Origin of the sequence: Nocardioides sp. NBC_00163 (assembly GCF_045206295.1) — a bacterium.
Classification (GTDB): Bacteria; Actinomycetota; Actinomycetes; order Propionibacteriales; family Nocardioidaceae; genus Nocardioides.
Genome location: NZ_CP108155.1, coordinates 5,758,383 through 5,777,110, shown reverse-complemented (window position 1 = coordinate 5,777,110; position 18,728 = coordinate 5,758,383). Strand labels below are relative to the sequence as shown.

17 protein-coding genes are annotated in these 18,728 nt (G+C 69.5%); 6 read left to right on the top strand and 11 right to left on the bottom strand.

What is annotated here, in order from left to right:
• Positions 1-2: 2 nt before the first annotated feature.
• Complete coding sequence (locus tag OG801_RS27570) at positions 3-539, bottom strand: MSMEG_0572/Sll0783 family nitrogen starvation response protein (RefSeq protein WP_201451036.1); 537 nt, start codon at positions 537-539, stop codon at positions 3-5.
• An 88-nt stretch (positions 540-627) separates the two neighbouring features.
• Positions 628-1,452 carry an amidohydrolase family protein gene (locus OG801_RS27565; protein WP_406032274.1) on the bottom strand — a complete coding sequence of 275 codons (825 nt, stop codon included), beginning with the start codon at positions 1,450-1,452 and terminating at the stop codon, positions 628-630.
• A gap of 139 nt (positions 1,453-1,591) precedes the next feature.
• Here OG801_RS27565 and OG801_RS27560 point away from each other — a divergent pair, with 139 nt between their 5' ends.
• The 3 genes from OG801_RS27560 (at position 1,592) to OG801_RS27550 (ending at position 6,955) form a co-directional block, all read left to right on the top strand.
• The gene (locus OG801_RS27560) at positions 1,592-3,364 is read left to right on the top strand and encodes a SulP family inorganic anion transporter (protein ID WP_406032272.1); all 1,773 of its coding nucleotides are present in this window, start codon (positions 1,592-1,594) and stop codon (positions 3,362-3,364) included.
• Positions 3,365-3,445: 81 nt separating this feature from the next.
• Complete coding sequence (locus OG801_RS27555; RefSeq protein WP_406032270.1) at positions 3,446-4,087, top strand: hypothetical protein; 642 nt, start codon at positions 3,446-3,448, stop codon at positions 4,085-4,087.
• A 240-nt stretch (positions 4,088-4,327) separates the two neighbouring features.
• On the top strand, positions 4,328-6,955 hold the full coding sequence (locus OG801_RS27550; RefSeq protein WP_406032268.1) for a LuxR C-terminal-related transcriptional regulator: 2,628 nt from the start codon (positions 4,328-4,330) through the stop codon (positions 6,953-6,955).
• 56 nt (positions 6,956-7,011) lie between these two features.
• On the opposite strand, the gene OG801_RS27545 is transcribed toward OG801_RS27550, so the two are convergent.
• The 5 genes from OG801_RS27545 to OG801_RS27525 form a co-directional block, all read right to left on the bottom strand.
• Entirely contained in the window at positions 7,012-7,566 is a 555-nt protein-coding gene (locus OG801_RS27545) for an HdeD family acid-resistance protein (protein WP_406032266.1), read from the bottom strand.
• A gap of 91 nt (positions 7,567-7,657) precedes the next feature.
• Positions 7,658-8,086, bottom strand: coding sequence for a hypothetical protein (locus tag OG801_RS27540; protein ID WP_355017105.1), 429 nt, complete (start codon positions 8,084-8,086; stop codon positions 7,658-7,660).
• A 63-nt stretch (positions 8,087-8,149) separates the two neighbouring features.
• Positions 8,150-8,695, bottom strand: coding sequence for a DUF1269 domain-containing protein (locus OG801_RS27535; RefSeq protein ID WP_355017104.1), 546 nt, complete (start codon positions 8,693-8,695; stop codon positions 8,150-8,152).
• Positions 8,696-8,718: 23 nt separating this feature from the next.
• Positions 8,719-9,048: an SHOCT domain-containing protein gene (locus OG801_RS27530; protein ID WP_355017103.1), complete on the bottom strand. Its 330-nt coding sequence runs from the start codon at positions 9,046-9,048 to the stop codon at positions 8,719-8,721.
• A 14-nt stretch (positions 9,049-9,062) separates the two neighbouring features.
• Positions 9,063-9,482, bottom strand: coding sequence for a DUF6325 family protein (locus tag OG801_RS27525; protein WP_355017102.1), 420 nt, complete (start codon positions 9,480-9,482; stop codon positions 9,063-9,065).
• A 281-nt stretch (positions 9,483-9,763) separates the two neighbouring features.
• Between OG801_RS27525 and OG801_RS27520 the strand changes: the two genes are divergently transcribed.
• The gene (locus OG801_RS27520) at positions 9,764-11,500 is read left to right on the top strand and encodes a SulP family inorganic anion transporter (RefSeq protein ID WP_406032263.1); all 1,737 of its coding nucleotides are present in this window, start codon (positions 9,764-9,766) and stop codon (positions 11,498-11,500) included.
• Here OG801_RS27520 and cls read toward each other — a convergent pair.
• Genes cls through OG801_RS27505 form a run of 3 tightly spaced genes read right to left on the bottom strand, consistent with a single transcriptional unit; the run spans position 11,472 to position 14,492 of the window.
• Positions 11,472-12,950 carry a cardiolipin synthase gene (cls, locus tag OG801_RS27515; protein WP_406032261.1) on the bottom strand — a complete coding sequence of 493 codons (1,479 nt, stop codon included), beginning with the start codon at positions 12,948-12,950 and terminating at the stop codon, positions 11,472-11,474. The genes OG801_RS27520 and cls overlap by 29 nt on opposite strands.
• A complete protein-coding gene (locus tag OG801_RS27510; RefSeq protein ID WP_406032259.1) occupies positions 12,950-13,618 on the bottom strand; it encodes a GAP family protein in 669 nt (222 codons plus the stop codon). Before OG801_RS27510 ends, cls begins: the two co-directional genes overlap by 1 nt.
• 34 nt (positions 13,619-13,652) lie before the next feature.
• On the bottom strand, positions 13,653-14,492 hold the full coding sequence (locus OG801_RS27505; protein WP_406032257.1) for a YhjD/YihY/BrkB family envelope integrity protein: 840 nt from the start codon (positions 14,490-14,492) through the stop codon (positions 13,653-13,655).
• Positions 14,493-14,642: 150 nt separating this feature from the next.
• Between OG801_RS27505 and OG801_RS27500 the strand changes: the two genes are divergently transcribed.
• Positions 14,643-14,843 (top strand): hypothetical protein, encoded by a 201-nt coding sequence (locus tag OG801_RS27500; protein WP_091047354.1) that lies wholly within the window; start codon positions 14,643-14,645, stop codon positions 14,841-14,843.
• On the opposite strand, the gene OG801_RS27495 is transcribed toward OG801_RS27500, so the two are convergent.
• Complete coding sequence (locus tag OG801_RS27495) at positions 14,790-15,914, bottom strand: AI-2E family transporter (protein ID WP_406032255.1); 1,125 nt, start codon at positions 15,912-15,914, stop codon at positions 14,790-14,792. The two genes, OG801_RS27500 and OG801_RS27495, sit on opposite strands and share 54 nt — an antisense overlap.
• Before the next feature lie 183 nt (positions 15,915-16,097).
• On the opposite strand from OG801_RS27495, the gene OG801_RS27490 reads away from it, so the two are divergent.
• Entirely contained in the window at positions 16,098-18,725 is a 2,628-nt protein-coding gene (locus OG801_RS27490) for a LuxR C-terminal-related transcriptional regulator (protein ID WP_406032253.1), read from the top strand.
• Positions 18,726-18,728: the final 3 nt, after the last annotated feature.

Sequence of the window (18,728 nt, the reverse complement as noted above, 5' to 3'; positions counted from 1 at the left end):
CCTCAGAGGTTGTAGGTCGAGTTGATGATGGCGCCCTTGCGGGCGTAGTGGATCAGCGCGTCCTGGACGTCGAGCGGGTGCGAGGGCACGACGCCCTCGATCAGGTCCTCCTCGCGCAGGCCGTGGAGTCCCATCCCGAAGCGGCAGCAGAAGACGGTGCCGCCCTCCTTGATGAACGTCTCGATCGCGCCGTTGGTGTTGAGCTCTCCGGGGAATCCGGCGTCGCCCATCGTCGGGAAGCCACGGGAGGCCATGCACGCCAGCGTCCCGGGGCCGTAGAAGTAGATGGCTGACTCGAAACCCTTGCGCAGTGCTCGGGTCGCCTGCAGGACGGCGACGAAGCTGACGGAGGACTCGTGCGGGATGCCGTGCACGAGGGTGAAGTACGTCTCCCCGTCCTCGGCCTGGTAGTCGGGGAAGATCTTGGTCGAGCCGTAGATGTTGGTGCCCGGCTGCTGCGAGGGGTGCGGGATCTCGCCGAGCGACTTGGCCATGTTCTCGGCGATCTGGGCGTCGATGTCAGCGGTGTCAGTGGTCACTGGGGTCTCCAAAGAGGTGGGATGGGCGATGCGGGGTGGGGGCGAGCTCGTCGTCCTTGACGAGTGGCCGGCAGTCGAGCTGCCGGTCTCAGCCGTAGAGGGCTGAGAAGTTGTGGTGGAAGAAGGCGTCGGCGAGCTCGCCGTCACCGGCCGCGGCGGCCAGCCGGGCATGCTCGCCGGCGAAGTCGCCCCAGGGCGCGTCGGTGGCGAAGAGGATGCGGTCGTGCCCGACGCCCCGACGCTCGATCTCCTGGACCAGCCAGGCCGGCGCGAAGCCGATCGCCCAACTGGTGTCGGTGTAGACCTGCATCCCGGCCTCGATCCAGTCGAAGAGCCGGCCGCCGATGAGCTTCATGTGGCCGCTCATCCCGCCGCCGAGATGCACGAGATGGAGGCGTACGTCCCGGGCGTAGCGCTCCACGAGCGTGCCGATCTGGTCGACGTCTGAGGCGGCGCCGGGCGAGGTGTGCACGTGCACGGTCAGGTCGTGCTCACGGGCTGCGGCGAAGACCTTGTCGAGCTGCTCGAGGCACTCCGGGTCGCTGGGATGGCCGCCGAGCAGGAAGCTGGTCTTGAGGGCGGCCACGCCTTCCTCGCCGACGAGGGCGAGGGCCGCGTCGTTGCGGGCCGAGTCGGTCGCCTTGGGCGAGACCCACAGGCCGCACCGGATCCGGTCGTCGCTCTGGGCCGCCTCGATGGCCAGGGAGTTGAGGTCGAAGGCCGCGTCCGGGTCGGGCACGCCGTAGTTCGGCAGCACCAGCGCCCGCTCGATCCGATCGGCGTCGAGATCGGCGACCAGCTCCTTCACGGTGCCGCGCGCGGTGACGTCGGCGGTGATCGCCGGGCCTCCGTAGAACGGGTACGCCGGCAGCCGGCCGATGTGGCGGTGGGCGTCGTGGAGCGGCTTGGTCATGGCATCAAGCCTTCGGCCCAGCCGTTTCGGACTGGTTACGCCTGGAATACGGAACCCGTTTCGGCTCGTAAGTTCCAGGTAACCCGCCTCACCCGAGTCAGGTGAGGCGGCCTCACGCCGGTGGCGCTGCGATGGTGCGGTGCTGACCTGGCTGCGCGAGCGGATCTCTCTGCCTCGCCATCTCTTCGATCGGCGTACGGTCCGACGCGACGCCGCCGCCGGCGCCGTGCTCGGCATCGAGTCGGTCCCGGACGGCCTCGCCAGCGGCCTCCTCGCCGGGGTGAACCCGGTCGCCGGGCTCTATGGCTACCTGTTCGGGCTCGCGGGCGGGGCGCTGTTCACCGGGACCGCGGCGATGGCGATCCAGGGCACGGGGGCGATGGCGATCATCGTCGCCGACGTCGACCTCGACGCCTACGACGACCCGGTGCGGGCGCTCGCCACCCTCTCGATCCTCACCGGCGTCGTCATGATCGTCGCCGGCGCGCTCCGCCTGGGCCGGCTGCTGCGGTTCGTGTCCAAGTCGGTGATGACGGGGTTCATCTCCGCGGTCGGGATCAGCATCGTGCTCGGCCAGCTCGACAACTTCACCGGCTACGACTCCCAGGGAAGCAACCGTGTCGCCGCGGCACTGGATCTGCTCCTCCACCTTCGCGGGATCGACCTCGCGTCCCTGGTGGTCGGCTTGACCACCGTCGCCGGCATCCTCGTCCTGCAGCGCACCCGGCTGGGCGCCACCGGACTGGTGGTGGCCGTCGCCGCGGGTTCCGCGCTGGCTGCCCTCCTCAACGCGCTGGGCAGCGACACCGTGGCGCTGGTCGCCGACGTCGCCGAGGTCCCCGGCTCGCTGCCTCTTCCGGTGTTCCCGGACCTGTCGGCCACGCTCGACCTCCTCCTGCCCGCCGCCGCGCTCGCCTTCGTCGGGCTGGTCCAGGGCGCCGGGGTCTCGGCGGGCTTCCCGAACCCGGACGGCACCACCAGTCCCTCGCGCGACTTCATCGGCCAGGGAGCGGGCAACATCGCCTCCGGCCTCTTCCGCGGTGTACCCGTGGGCGGGTCGATGTCGGCCACCTCGCTGGTCGTCGGCGCGGGCGCCCGAAACCGGTTCGCGCTCCTGGTCGCGGCCGCCGTCATGGCCGCCGTCATCGTCCTGTTCTCCGCCGTCGTCGAGCTCGTCGCCATGCCGGCCCTCGCCGGGCTGCTGATCGTGGTCGGTGTCAGCACCGTCAAGCCGGCCAAGCTGATCGCGGTCGGCAAGACCGGGCCGGTGCCGCTGACGGTGATGCTGACGACGCTGGTGCTCACCCTGCTGATGCCGTTGCAGTACGCCGTGCTCGTCGGGGTCGGGCTCTCGGTGCTGCTCTTCGTGATCGGGCAGTCCTCACGCCTGGTGACGCGCCGGCTGGTGATGGGGGCGGACGACCGGGTCATCGAGACCAACCCTCCGGGGAGCCTCGGCGAACGCGAAGTCGTGGTGCTCCAGCCGTACGGGCCGATCTTCTTCGCCACCGCCAACTCGCTGCGCTCGCAGATGCCGGACCTGACGCCGGCCTCACGCAGGTCCGTGGTGATCCTGCGGCTGCGTGGCGCGGACGACGCCGGCGCCACGCTGCTCGAGGTGCTGGGGACATACGCCGCCGGGCTCGGCGACCTCGGCAGCAGGCTGGTGATCGTCACCGACAACGAGCGGCTGGTGCGACAACTGCAGACGGACGACACGCTCGGCTCGGCAGGCTCCGTGTACCAGGGCACCGCGGTGATCTGGGAGGCCACCCGGAAGGCCTACGAGGATGCCGTCACCTGGGTGGCGCAGGACGACGAGGAGCCCGGCGACCAGGAACGGCCGTCGGGCGGGCGTACCTACCGCGACCCGCACGAGGGCGACTGGCCACCTGACCAGATGGCCCTCTGAGACCGAGCTGTTCGCAAGAAACCGCTCGTTCACCCCTTTCCGGCGATCACCGACACCTCCCGGCGTATGCACCCTGGGGTTGTGACGACCACGGTGGCCCCTGAGCATTCGCGTACGGACTGGCGCGAGCTGATCGCGATCCTGCTGCTCTCCGTGACGGCGATCCTGACCGCCTGGACCGGCTTCCAGGCCAGCAAGTGGAGCGGCGCCATGTCGATCTCCTTCTCGCAGGCATCGACGAACCGGATCGAGGCGGCCCGGTTGGAGTCCACGGCCAACCGCAAGCTGTCGGTCCAGGTCGCCCTGTTCACGCAGTGGCTCGAGGCCTACCAGAGCGGCGACACCGAGCTCACCGAGTTCCTCCAGGCGCGGTTCCCGGAGCCGCTGGCAACGGTCTTCCCCGCATGGCTCGACACCCGGCCGCTCAAGGACCCCGACGCTCCAGCCACGCCGTTCGACATGAAGGAGTACGTCATCCCCGAGTCCGTGGATGCGAGAGCCGCGGACGCAACCGCCGACCGCAAGTTCCGCCAGGCGCTCCGCAACAACCAGCGCGGCGACAACTACACCGTCCTGACCATCGGCTTCGCCTGCGTGCTCTTCTTCGCAGCCCTCTCCGAGCGCATGCGTCGCCGTAACGCGCAGTGGGCGCTGCTCTGTCTCGGCGGCGTGGGTTTCGTGATCCTGGCGGTCATCCTGATGACGTTCCCCAAGATGATCTGACCCCGGTCACCTGAAATAGGTGATCCTTCGCCATTTTTTGCCGTTTACTTTGAGTAGCATCGCAAGATGACCGGACGGGTATTTCCGCTCATCTACGGCGCGGTGACGCTCATCAGCACTCTCCCCCCAAATCGAGCGCACGACGCCGACGTGGCATCTGAGCTCTGACTGAGGGGAGGGGTTGTGCAGCGCAGCAGGCCGGCGCCCGCTACAGACCCGACGACAGAAGGATCCGCACCGATGCCACGCCGTGAGGCGGCGACGGTGGTGATACCCACAACGAGGGACGGTGATGGCGCGGCCAGCGCCCCGTGGCCTCGCCTCCCGAGGGTCTACGTGCCACGCCGCTCGCTGTGGGCCGATCTCGACCGCTCCGCCGATGCCGCGATCACGCTGCTGATCGCGCCCGCCGGCGCCGGCAAGACCCTGGGGGTCGCCGGATGGCTGCGGCAACAGACCGGCGACGGACCTCCACGCGCACAGCGCTGGGTGGACGCCGACGGCACGATGACTCCCGATCAGCTCTCCGGCATGATCGACGAAGCAGCGGAGGGCACGCCCCCTCGCATCGTCATCGACGACGCACACCTGCTTCGGGCGGCCACGCACCGGATGCTCAACGAGCGGCTCAACGACGATCCCGACTCCATGCGTCTGGTGATGATCAGCCGTTGGGACCTGCCCTTCACCAGGCTGGTGCCGGAGCTGCTGGGCAACTTCTCGGTCGTACGAGGCAATGTGCTGCAGCTGAGTGACGTCGAGGCCGAGGCGCTCATCGTCGAGCACGCCCGCACCGATTCCAGGCCCGTCATCGACGCCATCGTCCAACAGGCCCGCGGCTGGTGCGCCGCGGTCGTCCTCGCAGCCCGCTCGGTCCACGCAAGCCCTCCGGGCAGGGCGGGCGAGACCGCTTTCGAGGACGGGACCGTCGGTCTCGGAGACCGAGTGGCGAGCGAGGTGTTCGCGTCGCTGTCCGCACGCGCAAGGCACCTGCTGCTGTGCACATCTGCCGAGACGGTCGTGACCGCCAGGACCGCCGCCCATCTCTCCCAGGACCCGAGCGCCGGGGAGACGCTGACCGATCTGGAGAGCACCGGGCTGCTGGTGACCCGCGCGGTCCCCCTCGTCCCCGACGCCCACGGTGAGGAGGCCTACCGGATCCACCCGCTGCTCGCAGAGGTCGTACGCCGCCGGCTGGTCGCCGGCGGGGTCGACGTCGCCCGGGCGCAGTCGACCGTGGTGCGTGCTGTCCGGATCGACCGCACGCGCGGCGAGGCGCGCGGCGCGCTGCGACGGCTCGAAGCCGTCGGCGCCCACGAGGAGATGGCGGTCGTGCTCGCCGACGACGGCGTCAAGACGGCGTTGCGCGGCGGCGGCGACCGCCTCGGTCCCTTCGCACGCAACCTCGCGGAGCACGTCGAGACGACCCCGAGGGCATGGTTCGCACTCGCGATCGAGGCCTGGCTCGACGGCGACGTACCCGAGGCCGAGCACTGGCTCGACAGGTGCGTAGCTGAGTCGGCGGCGATGTCGGAGGAGGAGCTCGCCTGCATCGGACTGATGCGGGCGCGACTCGGCCTCGAGCCCCTCCGCGCCGCAGCCGACCGGGCCGCCGAGGTGGTCCGGGGCAGGCACAATGCCGGCGGCGAGGCCGACGTCCTGCCGCAGCTGCTCACCGAGCTCGGCGTCACCCAGAGCTGGCTCGGTCAGCTGTTGGAGGCGGAGCAGAGCCTCACCTCCGCGATCGGGCTGGCCCGCACCTGGGACATGCCGGCGGTCGAGGCCGACGCCTCCAGCCATCTGGCGATGACCGAATACATGCTGGGTCGCGAGGCGGCCTGCGGAGAGATCGCCGACGAGGCCGCCACCCTGCTCGAGCGGGCCGACCGAGGCTGGCCGCACGGCGCCCGTAGCGACTTCACCCGCACCCGGACGGCGCTGGCCGCAGCCCTGGCGCGCACCGCACGGCTCCCCTGGCTCGAGCTGGCGCCCATCCCGGACGCGAAGCTCCATCCCGCGGACCTGTGCACCCGGTTCTGGATGCGGCTCCGGGACGCACACCTCACCCTGTCCGACCACTCGGTCGTACGCGCCCGCCAGATCCTCGGCGAGCCGTTGGACCTGCCCGGGGCCTTCCGTCTGCCGGACCACCTGCAGGTCACCCTGCTGCTCAACCTTGCCGAGCTGGCCGCGCTGGCGACCGACCGGCGTTCGCTGAAGTCCGTGGAGGCCGAGCTCACCGAGCGCGGGATGAACGGCGAGGCGGCGCTGGCCAGGGCGCTGCGCGCCGACCTCGACGGAAACCGGCGTCTCGCCGCGGACCACTTCGACACGGCCGCCCAGCAGGCGACCTGGCTCCAGCCGATGACCCGCGCGGTCGCGCTCGTCGGGCGGGCGGAGCTGCTCCACGAGCTCGGGGACGTGGACGCGGCGGCCGAACATCTCCAGCAGGTGGCGATCGAGACCGAGGTACGTCAGAACGCGATCCCGTTCCTCGGCTGGACCCGACAGGGGACGCCCGTGCAGACCATGCTGGGACGGTTCCCCGCGCTCCGGCCGCATCGTTGGGTCAGCAAGATCTCGGCGGGCATCGCGGACATGTCCAGCCTGACGACGTACTTCGACCAGGGCACGCCCCGTCCGACCGAGGCGGTCGACGAGGCGGCCGGGCCGCTCCCAGGCCTGAGCGCCCGGGAGCGGGACGTCCTTCGTGAGCTCGCTCGCGGATCGACGTACGCCGACATCAGCGCCGCTCTCTACGTCTCCGAGAACACGGTGAAGACCCACGTCAGCAGCCTCTACGCCAAGCTCGGCGCCTCACGGCGCAGCGAGGCACTGGCCGTGGCGCGGAGCCTGAACCTCATCTGACGATCTCCGCGCGGACCCGGCCGAGGCGAGAGCTCGCTCTCGGCCGGGTCCGAACCTCAGCTCGTGGTTTCGGAACGGAGCCGGAAGGCCATCACGATGGCGATGAGGCCGACGACGATCAGCCAGATACAGGAGACCACGAGGAGCGCGCCCAGCGAGACCTCCGGGTTGATGAGCAGCACGGCACCGGCGAGGACCGTGATGGCTCCGGTGGCGATGTCCCACATACGTCGCCCAGGGGCCGGTCTGAGGACGGCGCCGATGATGTCGACGATGCCTCCGATGACCCACCAGACTCCGAGCAGGATGGTGACGATGAGCAGCGTCTGGACCGGGTCACGCAGGAAGAGCAGGCCGACGACGATCGCCAGCGCCCCCGAGAAGCCGACGACCGCTCGCAGGCCGCCCTCCATGGAGCTGCCGGCCACCGCGGCGATGAGGCGGAACACTCCCGACACGATGATCTGGATGGCGACGATCACCGCGAGGACGACGAGCGTCTGCTTCGGCCAGACCGCCAGGATGACGCCGAGTGCCGTGGTGACCAGCCCGTAGGCCAGGACCAGACCCCAGTAGTCCCCGAGGCCCTCGAACACGGACCCGGAGCCCACGGGAGGGTCCTGAGCCGGCGTGGCCGCGCTCGGATCCTGGCCGGTACCCGGGCCCCGAACATCGGGGCCCGGGATGTCGGAACTGGCCATGTCAGAGCTCGTCGCCGCTCGACATCAGCTGCGCGAGCGACCAGATGACGAAGATGTAGAGCGCCAGCATCGCGAGCGCCCAGAACGGGTAGTAGGGCATGAAGGCGAACGCGGAGACCGAGCCGATGACCGCGATCACGATGCCGGAGATACGGGCCCACGTCTGTCCGAGGAGCAAGCCGATGCCGACGGCTATCGCGATCGCCCCCAGGACGATGTGGATCCAGCCCCAGGCGGTGAGGTCGAACTTGTAGACGTAGTCGACGCCCTTGACGTAGACCGTGTCCTCGAACAAGGCAGCGATGCCGGAGAGGATCTGGAAGATGCCTACCGTCGTGAGGATGGTGCCTGCGAAGATCGCGCCGGAGAAGGCGAAGGCGGTCTTGACCGGCGTGTCGTAGCCTCCGCCTCGTGGTGTGGTGGTGCTCATGATGGGGTACTCCCTGTAATCGTGAGCGGTTTCTCGTCGACCGCTTCGGTGGATGATCCGAAGCTAGGCCGCCGCAGCGCCGGCTGACTCACCCGCAACGGGCGAATCTCCTGCGCCGAAGACGCGCCGCAGCGCAGCTTCCTGGCCGTCGGTCAGGTCGGTGAAGATCGGGTCGGACGGCAGTCGCCCTCCGAGCATGTCCCTGACCGAGTCGACGACGCTGTCCGTGGTCAGCACGAACAGGGCCGAGGTCCCCGGGGTGACCCGGTCTCGGACCCGGTTGATGAAGCCATCATCGATCCCGACGGCGCTCAGCGAGTCCGAGATCAGCCCGGTGGCGGTGCCCAGGGCCGCGCCGAGCAGCGGCACGAAGAAGATGAAGCCGAGCAGAAGACCCCAGAAGGACCCGCCCAACGCTCCCCCACTCCCGCCCGCGGCCGGATGCAGCTCGATCGTCCTCAGCTTCGTGGTGCTCGACGGCCAGGAGAGCGCCGCGGCGTCGTGGAGGTCGATGAGGTCCTCACGAGCCAGCTCCTCGAGCACGTGCATGGTCTCCTCGGCACCCTCGGGAGTGTCGAACCTCCACACGGTCAGAGTTTCTGTCGACATGCCCCCCCGCTTCCTGGTATCCGTCAGCTGAGCAGGCGCTGTTTGGCGGCTGCGAACTCCGCGTCGCTGAGGATCCCCTGGCTGTGCAGCTCGCCCAGCTTGGCCAGCTGCCCGGTCAGATCGTCCTGCGCCGGTGCCGCCGGAGCGGGCGCCGGCGGAGGCGGCTGGGCCGCTGCGTACTGCTGTTGCTCGTACTGCTGCTGCTCGTACGCCTGTGCCTCGGCCTGTTCCTGGGCTTTGGCCGCCTGCCGGCGGTTGACGGCGTTCGAGGTGGCGGTGGCGGTGCCGGCGATGACTGCCGTACGTGCGACGGCGCCGACGAGACCGGGCCGACCCATGCGTCTACGCAACATAGCGTGTCTCCTCTCTATCGGGCGGCGGATGCGAAGGCGACGTCGACGTCCTCGGGCGGCACGCGCAGGAACAGCTCGACCTCGGCACCGACGCTCCGGATCTGTCTGACGGCCTCCCGCGCCCAGATCTGCTCGTAGACCACCGCGAGCCCGGCCTGGCCGGGCTCGAGGGCGGTGGCGAACGTCTCGATGTCGGCGTCGCTCAGCAGGTCGTTGGCGTCGATCTGGAGCCCCGACAGCTCCGCAGGCAGACCCTCGGCCTCCTCCAGGTCAAGGGCCCGGAAGCTGCCGCCGGCGTCCTTGGACATCAGCACGCAGTCGATGATCCGGATCACTCCGCTCTCGACCGGTTGCCGCAGCACTGCCGCGAGGTCGCCGAGCTCGACGTCCTCCGACATCGACAGGAACAGGATCTCGACCGGGCCGCGTTCCATCGTGCCTCCCACGTATCGCGCGCCTGCCGGGCGGCAGGACGATTCCGACGCTAGGCCGCGACGCGCCCAAGGTGCTCACCCGCATCGGGTGACTTGGGCCGGTTCATTCCGGCCGATTGGGGGGCGGTTCCTGCGAAGCACCAGCGCTCCAATCCAGGGAGGAAGAAGGCGTACGGACGTCGGGCCCACGCCGTCAACGCATCGTCCCCGGGACGGGTCACCCGAGGCTCACCCCTTCCGGGCGATCCCGGAACAGGCCCGTCGTAGCAGCCTCACCGATCGTGGCCAGACTCATCGCTCCGTCGTTCAGCGGCTACTCGCCGTCCTGGATCAGGTCCGACATCCTCGCCGGGCTCACCGTATGGGCCGTGCTCGTGCCCGAGTCGCTGGCGTACGCCACCATCGCCGGTGTGCCGCCGGTCGTGGGCCTCTACGCGGCCGTGCCGGCGCTGGTGCTCTACAGCCTGCTCGGCTCCTCGCGCCATCTGATCGTCGCGCCGATGTCGGCCACCGCAGCACTCTCCGCCGGGATCGTGGCGGACTTCGCGTCCGGCGGGGCCGACGTCGTCGCGCTCACCGTCGGCCTGGCCATCGCGACCGGGATCGTCGCGCTCATCGCCGGCTTGATGCGCCTGGGCTTCCTGGCCGCCTTCATCAGCGAGCCGGTCCTGAGAGGCTTCATCATCGGGCTCGCGCTGACGATCATCATCGGTCAGCTGCCGTCGCTGGTGGGCGTGGAGAAGGGCTCGGGCAACTTCTTCGAGAAGAGCTGGGACCTGCTGCGCCAGCTGGGTGACGTCGATGCCCTGACCATCGCCATCGGGGCCGGCAGCCTCGCCGTCCTGCTCGTTCTGCGGCGACTGGTGCCGCTCCTTCCCGCCTCCTTGATCGTGGCGCTGGTCTGCATCGGGCTCACCGCCCTGCTCGGCCTCGACGAACGCGGGCTCGCCATCGTGGGCCACATCGACGCCGGCCTGCCCGCCATCGGGCTTCCGGACGTGTCGGCTCCCGAGTTCCGCGACCTCCTCGCGGCCGCCGTCGGCGTGATGCTCGTCGGGTTCGCCGAGGGCCTGGGCGCCGCGAAGACGTACGCCGCCAAGAGCGGCTACGACATCGACCCGAACCGCGAGCTGCTCGGCCTGGGCGTCTCCAACCTGGGTGCCGGCCTGGCCAGCGGCATGGTGGTCAACGGCTCGCTGTCCAAGACCGCCGTCAACGGCTCGGCCGGGGCGAAGTCACAGCTCTCGGCGGTGACCGCGGCCGTGCTCACGCTGCTCACCCTGCTGTTCATGACCAAGCTCTTCGCCGACCTCCCCGAGGCCACCCTGGCGGCGATCGTGATCGCCGCGGTGATCGAGCTCGTCGACATCTCCGCGCTGCGCCGGCTGTGGCGGGTCCGGACCGGACAGGTCACCAAGATCTACCAGATCAGCGCCCGCGCCGACTTCGTCGGCGCCGTCGCGGCGCTGATCGGCGTGCTCGTCTTCGACACCCTTCCCGGTCTCGTGATCGGCATCGCCGCCTCGGTCGTGCTGCTCATCGCGCGGACCTCGCGGCCGCACATCGCGCCGCTGGCCCCGGTCGAGAGCACCGATGACGACAGTCCGTCCGCCCACCCGGGGCTGTGGGTCGACCAGAGTCGCAATCCGGCGTACGCAGGGGTCCCGGGTGTCCTGGTGGTCAGGGTCGAAGCGCCCCTACTGTTCGTCAACGCCGACTTCGTGCGCGAGCAGGTCCGTGAGCTCGCCACCGACGTGCCGGGCCTTCGCCTGGTCGTGCTGGACGGCCGGGCGACGCCGTCGATCGACGTCACCGCCACCGAGATGCTGACCCAGCTGCGTGCCGATCTACAGCGCCTCGGCGCCGACCTGGCGCTCGCCGGCGACGTGGGTCAGGTGCGCGACGTCCTGACCGAGGTCGCCGAGGATGGCCCGCCGCTGGTCTATCCGACCGTCGAGGCCGCCCTCGCGGCGGCTACCCACGAGGCAGCTACTGAAGAGCCGCCGTCAGGCGCATGACGTTGTCGACGTACGCAGCCCCGCGCCCACGGCGCGACCACTCCTCAGCGGTCAGCTCGCTCGACTTCCCGCGGTAGTCGTCGAGCACGCTCTGCAGGTCGTCGACCACCTGCTCGCTCTCGAGCAGCACGATGACCTCGTAGTTGAGCGCGAAGGAGCGATAGTCCATGTTCGAGGAGCCGACGACGGCGATCGTGTCGTCGACCGTGAAGAACTTGGTGTGGAGGACGTACGGCGCCGGGTAGAGCCGGATCCGGACGCCGGCGTCGAGGAGGTCGGCGTAGTAGGAGCGCTGAGCGTGGAAGACCATGAACTGGTCGGCGCCCTCGTTCACGAACAGCTCGACCTGAACACCCCGCTGCGCGGCGGTCGTGACGGCGTAGAGAAGCGACTCGTCCGGCACGAAGTAGGGGCTGACCAGGCAGATCCGCGACTGTGCGCCGTAGATCAGCGTGTTGAACAGGCGCAGGTTGTTCTCGGTCACGAAACCGGGACCGCTCGGCACGACCTGGCACCCCACGTTCTCGGCGGCTCGTTCCGTCCGCTCGACCTCCACGGGCTCGCGCGGAAGGAGCATGTCCCGGATGCTCTCGGCGGTCTCGGCGTACCAGTCGGTCGCGAAGACGACCGCCAGGTCCCGCACCGCCGGCCCCTCGATCCGGATCATCAGATCGACCCACTCGCGCCCCGCCTTGTGGTTCTTCGGCTTGTTGTAGCCGGGCTCGATGAGGTTCTGCGAGCCCGCGAACGCCACCACGCCGTCGACGACGAGGATCTTGCGGTGGTTGCGGAGGTCCGGGCGGCGGAGCTCACCGCGCAGCGGCCGGACCGGCAGCATCGGCGCCCACTTGATGCCGGAGCCCTCGAGCCGCGACAGCATGTCCTGGTGGCCGGGGATGCCACGCGAGCCGAGATGGTCGAAGAGGAAGCGCACCTCCACCCCGCGGGCGACGGCATCGACGAGTGCGTCGAAGAAGTCGCTGGTGTCCTCGTCCCAGGCCGAGATGTAGAACTCGACGTGCACGAACCACTTGGCACTGCGTACGACCTCGGTCATCGCCGCGAACGTCCGCGCGTAGTCGGGGTGGACCTCGATCCGGTTGTCCCCGGTCAACGGCAGGGATCCCAGGCGCTCGTTGAGCCGCACGGCGCCGACCGAGGGGCCCGCCGGAGCCGTCTGTGCCGCCGGGTCGTACCTGATCTCGGCGCTGACCAGCTCGTTGACCTGCCGCTGCCATGCTCGGCGCTTGCGGCCGACGCTGGTGCTCCCGAAGAGCAGGAACGCGAGCAGGCCGAACGCCGGCAGCGCCAGGATGAGGAACAACCAGGCCAGGCCCGTCGACGGCTTGCGGCCGCCGGGGATCACACCCAGCGCCACCACACAGACGGTGATGTGGGCGACGACGAGCGCTGCGCTGACGAGGCTCGCGACCCAGGTGGAAGCATCCATCAGAGCGACCCCACTCCGTCGCCGACCATCTTGACCCCGAGCACGAGGAGGAGAACCGTCATGATGGCCGCGTTGTGGGCGATCATCCAGGCCTTGATGCCCTCCAGCAGCCGGGCCGCGCGCTCACCTGCCAACAGGTAGATGCCGAACGGCACCAGCACGCCCAGGCTGGCGACGAAGGTGAAGACGGCCATCGCCACGATCCGCTCGCCGGTCACCGCCGTCGCCGTCGCGATCGTGCTGGCGGCCGAGACCACGAGCAGCAGGTTCTTGGGGTTGACCGATCCCAGGAGTACGCCGGTGCCGAAGGCCTTGAACGCGTTGAACTCGTCCAGCGCGGCCATCCACGATGGAGTGGCCGCAGGCTCGCCCTCCTCCGGCCTGCCCTGCCAGCTGCGTAGGGCGAGCAGGAGGAGCAGAGCTCCGAGGACGATCTTCAGCAGGGCCGCCCAGGTCGGGGTCGCCGCGTCTCCCGATCCGGCCGCGCCGACGAGCAGCGCGACGATCGTACCGAGCACGAAGATGCCCGCCAGCCACCCGACGACGAAGGCCGTCCCGTTGGAGCTGGCGTGGCGGCTGACCAGCATGAGGACCAGCGCGACGATCGGCATGGGGCTGACGAGCACACCCACCGCGATCGGCAAAGACTCGCCTATTGCTTCGCCCATGGCCCGACCTCAGCGCAGCCGGCGTCCGCCGGCCTCACCTTCTCCGGGTGAGAAACGTACGCACCTGCTGCACGAACCAGGCGACGACCGGGTCCTCGACGAGCAGCCGGCCGAGCAGCGCACCGCCGACGACGATGCCGCCGAAGCCGATCAGCCAGGTCGAGAGCGCGAGGATCACGCCCAGCATGCCGAACTGCTCGGCGTTCGACTCGACATAGGCAGGCATCAACCACGCCGAGCCTCGGCTGTAGAGGACCTGCACCACGCCGGTCAGCACCGCGCCCGGGAGCAGCAGCAATCCACGGGCGCGACCGAACAGCAGCACCCAGCTGGTCCCCCACCAGACGGCGCACGCGCCCACGATCTGGAGCAACGGACGGAGCAGGTCTCCCGGATCGGTGAGCAGGCTGACGACCGTGTTGACCACCCCGAGGCAGGCCAGCCAGACGACGACCCAGAGCAGACAGCGACGGGCTCCGCGCAGGCCTCCGATGTGCTCCTGCTCCCATACCCGCTCGAACATCCGCTGCACGGCACGGCCGAACGAGGTCGCCGACACGATCGTGATCGCCAGGCCCACCGCCCCGGTCTCGGAACGTACCTGGTCCAGGTTGACCTCTCCCGACACCTGGCGTACCGCCTCGTCACCGACGCCGGTGACCTGCGAGACCTGCTCCAGGGCGTTTCCGGTGAGGTGGGGCAGGAAGGCCGCGAGCACGACCAGCATGGGCACCATGGCCAGGAGCGCCTGGGCGGCGATCAGCATGCACCGGTCGATGAACTCGATCCGAATGGTCTCTGTGGCGAGCTTCCGCAGCAGGGGGACGTGGGCGACCAAGGCCTCCACCCGGCCCCGCAGGGCAGCCACGTCCACGTGAGCAGTGTTCCCCCGGGCTCGTCTGCTCACCCTCGCCCGTTTCCGGTGACCGCTCCGGGCGCCTCGCCGCTTACGTTGGTCAAACCAACGTCCAGGACACTCGCTGGAGCCAACCATGAACGAACACATGATCGACGTGATGCGCTCATGACCCGGATCCTCATCCGGGTGGGCTCGTCGGTGTCGGACGACGTCATCGAGACGTTCCCCCACCTGACCCGGGCCACCCAGCGGGCGACGACGACCCTCGTCGGTGACCTCGCGGACGCCAAGGAGCTGCAGGGTGTGCTGGACCTACTCAGCTCGCTGGGGGTCGACGTCATCGAGATCGTCACCATCCCCGAGTAGCTCCACCGGGGCGCTTCCCGCGATGAGCGGCATCAGCCAGCGCTTCGCCGGGTCGGCCTCCACGAAGACCGCGCGTACGAACAGGGTGAACGGGACCGCCATGACGGCACCGATCGGGCCCATGATCCAGGACCAGAAGATCAGTGACAGGAACGTCAGCGTCACCGAGAGTCCGACGGCCTCACCGACGACCTTCGGCTGGATCACCGACTGGATCACCACGTTCAAGAGGCAGTAGACGGCGATGACCGCGAGCATCAGCGCGAGGTCGTCGTCCAGCAAAGCGAGGATCGCCGGTGGTATCAGCCCGATCACGAAGCCGACGTTCGGGATGTAGTTGGTCAGGAACGCGAGCAGGCCCCACACCAACGGCGCCGGCACGCCCAGCAGGTAGAGCGCCACGGTGTCGAGGGCGGCGACGATCAGTCCGAACACCGTCGAGACCAGCAGGTAGCGGCGCGTTCCGACCGAGAACGAGGACAGGGCGTCCACGAGGCCCGGGCGCCGACGGCTGACCGAGGCCAGCTGGCGCGGCAGAGCCGTCGCGTCGATGGCCATGAACAGGCACAGCGCCAGGATGAAGACCACCGTGGACAGGACCCCGAACATCCCGTTCAGAGCACCGGAGACCACGGACAGCAGGTTTGAGAGGTCGAACGACTCGACGATCTTGAGCACCTCGTCCGTGCCGATGCCGACTCTGGTGAGCCAGTCGGTCAGGTCATCGACGCGCTCTTTGGCGACACCGCTGTAGGTGCTCAGCAAGGTGGCGAAGCGAGCCACCGCGAGCACCACGCACACGCCGAGACCGATGATCCCGACGACGACCGCGATGATGGAGAGGGCGGTGGCGACGCCCGCCGGCACGCGTTGCGCCAGCCAGTTCCGCGCAGGATGGACCACGATGGTCAGCACCATCGCGAGGAACAGCGGCCCGAGGATGCTGCTAGCCGCCTGCAGACCGGCTACGAGGACCACCACCGCCGCGGATCCCAGCAGGACCGCCAGGACCCTGACCTGCGGTTGCCAGCTGCTGGCCGGCTCTTCCGGGCTCTGTGTCCTGGGGCTCACGGCCCCATGGTCCAGCCCGTCCGGTCTGGCTGTATCACCCGATAGGGGTGAGCGCGACCCCCCGACTGGGCCTATCCCCCGCCCTGTATAGGGGTCCTTTGACTCCTTACTCGATCAAAGAGTGGCTGATTGGATGATTGCCGTTAAAGTCTTCTCGGAGATGGGAAAAGCGAAAGTTTGCGGATGTTAGACACCGGTTCTCGCGCCTACGTGGCGCCAACAAGGCTGCGCGTTCCGCGGATACTGCCCACGTTCGTCAACCGGGACCGGTTGGTCGAGGACGCCGTCGGGCAGCGCCGGTTCACCCTGGTCTGCGCCCCCGCGGGCTATGGGAAGAGCATGCTCGTGGCCGACTGGGCCACCCGCGCCGCCGCCCGGGAGGAACCGGTCGCCTGGTTGTCGCTGCACAAGCAGGACGACAGGCCGTACGAGTTCTGGTCGGCGCTGATCGAGGCCCTCGTCCTGGCCGGGCTGCCCGGGAGGACCGAGCAGCTCGACGGCCTGACCCCGCCCGCGCAGGGGACCGAACCGAGGTTCGTCACCAGGGTCGTCGAGTCGCTCCTGGACGCAGGCGTGCGCTGGATCGTGCTGGACGACGTACATCTGCTCCACGACGACGAGGTCCTGCGCGGGCTCGACATCCTCCTCGCCGAGCTGCCGCCCGAGGTGGGCCTGGTGATGGCGTGCCGATCCGAGCCGACGCTCACGCTCCACCGGCTGCGGCTCGACGGGTCGCTCTCGGACGTACGCGGCAAGGACCTCGCCTTCACCGACGGCGAGGCGCTGGAGCTGTTCGCGGCCAGCGACCTACCGATGACGGCGGACGCGATCTCGAATCTCGTCGGCCTGACCGAGGGCTGGGCCGCAGCGCTCCGGATGGCGGTGGTCGCGGCCATGGTCGGCGATGACCCTGCCGAGGTCGTCGCGTCCTTCGACGGCGACGTCCGCACGGTGATCGAGTACGTCCTGACCGAGGTCGTTCACCGGCTCGAACCGGAGCTGGTCGAGTTCCTCTACGCGACCTGCGCGCCCCACCACCTGTCCATCGACCTGGCTGCCCACCTCTCCGGCAGGCCCGACGCCGGCGCCCTGCTCGACCGGCTGTGCACGGCGAACGCGCTCGTCAGCCAGTCGGGCGACTCCGCGTGGTACCGCTACCACGCCCTGCTGCGGAGCTGCCTGCTCGCCGCTCTGGCCCGACGCGACGTCGAGGCTCCGGCACGCCAGCACCGGGCCACCGCGGTCTGGCTCGACGCACACGGCGAACCCGCGACCGCATTGCGGCATGCGGCGCGGGGCGGGGACCAGGACCTGCTCGACGCCCTGCTCCGCGCGAACGGACTCCAGATGATCCTCTCCGGCCGCGGTGATCTCGTACGCGCAGCCCTTGCATCCCGCGATGGGATCGCCACCGACCATCGGGTCGCAGTCATCGCCGCTCTGGCGGCACTTGATGTCAACGACCTTCCTGCGGCCGACGATGCGCTGAGCGTCGTGCCGGCCGGCGATCCACGATCCGAACCGACGTACGCAGCGATGGTCGCCGCGGCCGTCGTCCAGCGTGCCCTCGCCGGGGGCGACGTCGTCGCGGCCCTGCAGGACAGCGCGATCCTCGACATCGCCACGACGGGAGACAGCGACGTCAACCTGGTCCTCCTTTCCCAGCGCGGACCCGCCCGGATGCGCGCCGGCGACTATCTCGGAGCCATCGACGACCTCGAGCAGGCGCTGGTGCTGGCCCGCAGCCGTCGCTACGACCAGGTCGTGCTCGAGACCATGTCACAGCTGTCCGGGATGACCGGCGCGATGTGCGACTTCAATGCGTCCCTCGACTGGTCCGACCAGGCCATCGCGTTCGCCACCCGGCACGGCTGGCGGGACTCGCCGCGGCTGGCCTACTCCTATCTCGTGGCCGCATGGACCGCCTTCCAGACCGGAGACTGCCAAAGACAGCTGCAGTACGCCGAGCTCGGCATGCGAGCGCTGGACGGCGTGAACAACTCCGAGGTCGAGTTCGGCGTACGCGGCATGCACGCGCTGGCGACCTTCGAGGCCACGACGGGACCGGAGCGGGCTGCGGCCGCCGCGGCCTTCCGGCGGATCTGGCAGATCGAGCCCGCCGAACACATCTCTCCCGCCGCGATCAGCGCCGTCACGCCCCAGGAGATCCGGGTGGCCCTCGCCATCGGCAGCGAGGACTGGGCGGCGCAGACCGCGGCCCGCGTCCGCGCCCAGATGCCGGGAAGCGCCGAGTGCACGATCCCGGACGCCCAGATCCTCGCCGCCGCCGGACGGACCCGCGACGCGCTGACCGAGCTCGAGCCGGTGCTCGACGGGACCCGCCCGGCCCACGTACCGACGACCGTCGTCTACGCGCAGGTGCTGGCTGCGGCCCTGGAGTCGTCCCTGGGCAATGACGTCCGCGCGTTCGATGCGCTCAGGAAGGCGCTCGAGTGGGCGGTCCCCAACAACTTCCGCCGGCCGTTCATCGACGTGTGGCCTCATCTGGAGCCGCTGCTGTCGAGGAACCGCTCACGGTTCGGTCCCGCCGAGGGCTTCGTCGCGGCCCTGCTCGCCCATCACGCCGAGCAGGCGGACCGCGCCGCGGGGGTGATCGACACGCTACTGAGCGCACGCGAGGTCGACGTGCTCCATGACCTCCCCTCGCGGCTGACGATCCCCGAGATCGCGCAGGCCGAAGGGGTCAGCGAGAACACGGTGAAGACCCACGTACGCTCGATCTACCAGAAGCTCGGGGTCAACACCCGCTCGGCCGCGGTGCGCGAGGCACGCGAGCGCGGGCTGATCTGAGAC

Coding starts and splice junctions, on each gene's coding strand:
- OG801_RS27535 (WP_355017104.1), bottom strand. CDS start 8,695: ATGTCGACAGAAACTCTGACCGTGTGGAGGTTCGACACTCCCGAGGGT.
- OG801_RS27490 (WP_406032253.1), top strand. CDS start 16,098: ATGTTAGACACCGGTTCTCGCGCCTACGTGGCGCCAACAAGGCTGCGC.
- OG801_RS27500 (WP_091047354.1), top strand. CDS start 14,643: ATGACCCGGATCCTCATCCGGGTGGGCTCGTCGGTGTCGGACGACGTC.
- OG801_RS27550 (WP_406032268.1), top strand. CDS start 4,328: ATGCCACGCCGTGAGGCGGCGACGGTGGTGATACCCACAACGAGGGAC.
- OG801_RS27525 (WP_355017102.1), bottom strand. CDS start 9,482: ATGGAACGCGGCCCGGTCGAGATCCTGTTCCTGTCGATGTCGGAGGAC.
- OG801_RS27540 (WP_355017105.1), bottom strand. CDS start 8,086: ATGAGCACCACCACACCACGAGGCGGAGGCTACGACACGCCGGTCAAG.
- cls (WP_406032261.1), bottom strand. CDS start 12,950: ATGGATGCTTCCACCTGGGTCGCGAGCCTCGTCAGCGCAGCGCTCGTC.
- OG801_RS27530 (WP_355017103.1), bottom strand. CDS start 9,048: ATGTTGCGTAGACGCATGGGTCGGCCCGGTCTCGTCGGCGCCGTCGCA.
- OG801_RS27510 (WP_406032259.1), bottom strand. CDS start 13,618: ATGGGCGAAGCAATAGGCGAGTCTTTGCCGATCGCGGTGGGTGTGCTC.
- OG801_RS27565 (WP_406032274.1), bottom strand. CDS start 1,452: ATGACCAAGCCGCTCCACGACGCCCACCGCCACATCGGCCGGCTGCCG.